Raw genomic sequence first — 966 nt, forward strand, 5'->3', positions numbered from 1 at the left:
GAAGTGATGCCTGTAGGAGTACAGCTGAATACGATCACCCTGTACTGGTTGCCGTTTTGAGCAGCAGTAGCACCGGTAACTGTATAAGTAGTTCCTGTAGCACCAGGGATATCTACAAATGTCGGGGCTGCGATCGTGCTCACCTGCCATTGGTAACCTGTTGGTGTACCGGTAGATGTTACGGTGAAGCTGGCAGCAGCTCCTGCACAAACTACCTGCGCTGCAGGGCCTGTAAGGGTTGGAGCTGTACCCGGAGATACTACAAAGCTAACTACCTGGGTCTGGTTGATAGCGCCCGATATACCTGTGATAGTAATATTATAAGTACCTGCAGAAAGAGTATTTACGTTATTCAATGTAACAACAGAGCTGTTACCTGGTGTAACAGGGTTTGTTCCGAAAGTAACGGTTGTACCGGCCGGAACTCCTGCTGTTGCAGACAGGTTGATCGGAGTGGTATAACCACCGAGTGAAGTTGTAGCCAAAGTTACAGCCGCAGTTGCTGGTCCGCCGCACGCTACAGTTGCAGGAGAAGGAGGAGTGAAACCGAATCCAGAAACCGGAGCAGTGATGGTGAAGTTGGTATTAGAAATATCGTAGAAGATATTTCCGATCGCTTCTACCTTGATCCTCGCTGTAGTGGTTGCTGTAGCAGGCATAGTAACCGGTTCAGAACCGTCATTAGCCGTACTTGCTGCAAGAACAGTCGGGAAGGTGAGGCCACCATCCGTTGAGATAGATATTTTTACGTTGGTAACGTTGAAAGGAGCAGCATTTGTTCCTACAACGTTCCAGGTTACAGTCTGTGTGGTATTACCTGCATAACTTTCGCCACCATTTGGTGAAGTAATGGCAAACGGCTGTGTACCTGAAGCAGTGATAATGATATCAGCTGTTCCCTGGCAACCGCTGCCGCTGCTTACAACACCGCCGCCACCTGCACGGTTATCCCTTACAGTCAGCCTG

Annotated in this window: 1 pseudogene; it reads right to left on the bottom strand. The window is 49.4% G+C overall.

Annotated features, from left to right (window positions below):
- Positions 1 to 966: pseudogene (locus tag EGI32_RS10910) on the bottom strand (hypothetical protein); the annotation flags it as partial.

The organism is Ferruginibacter sp. HRS2-29, from assembly GCF_024343615.1.
In the GTDB taxonomy this organism is placed as follows: Bacteria; Bacteroidota; Bacteroidia; order Chitinophagales; family Chitinophagaceae; genus Ferruginibacter.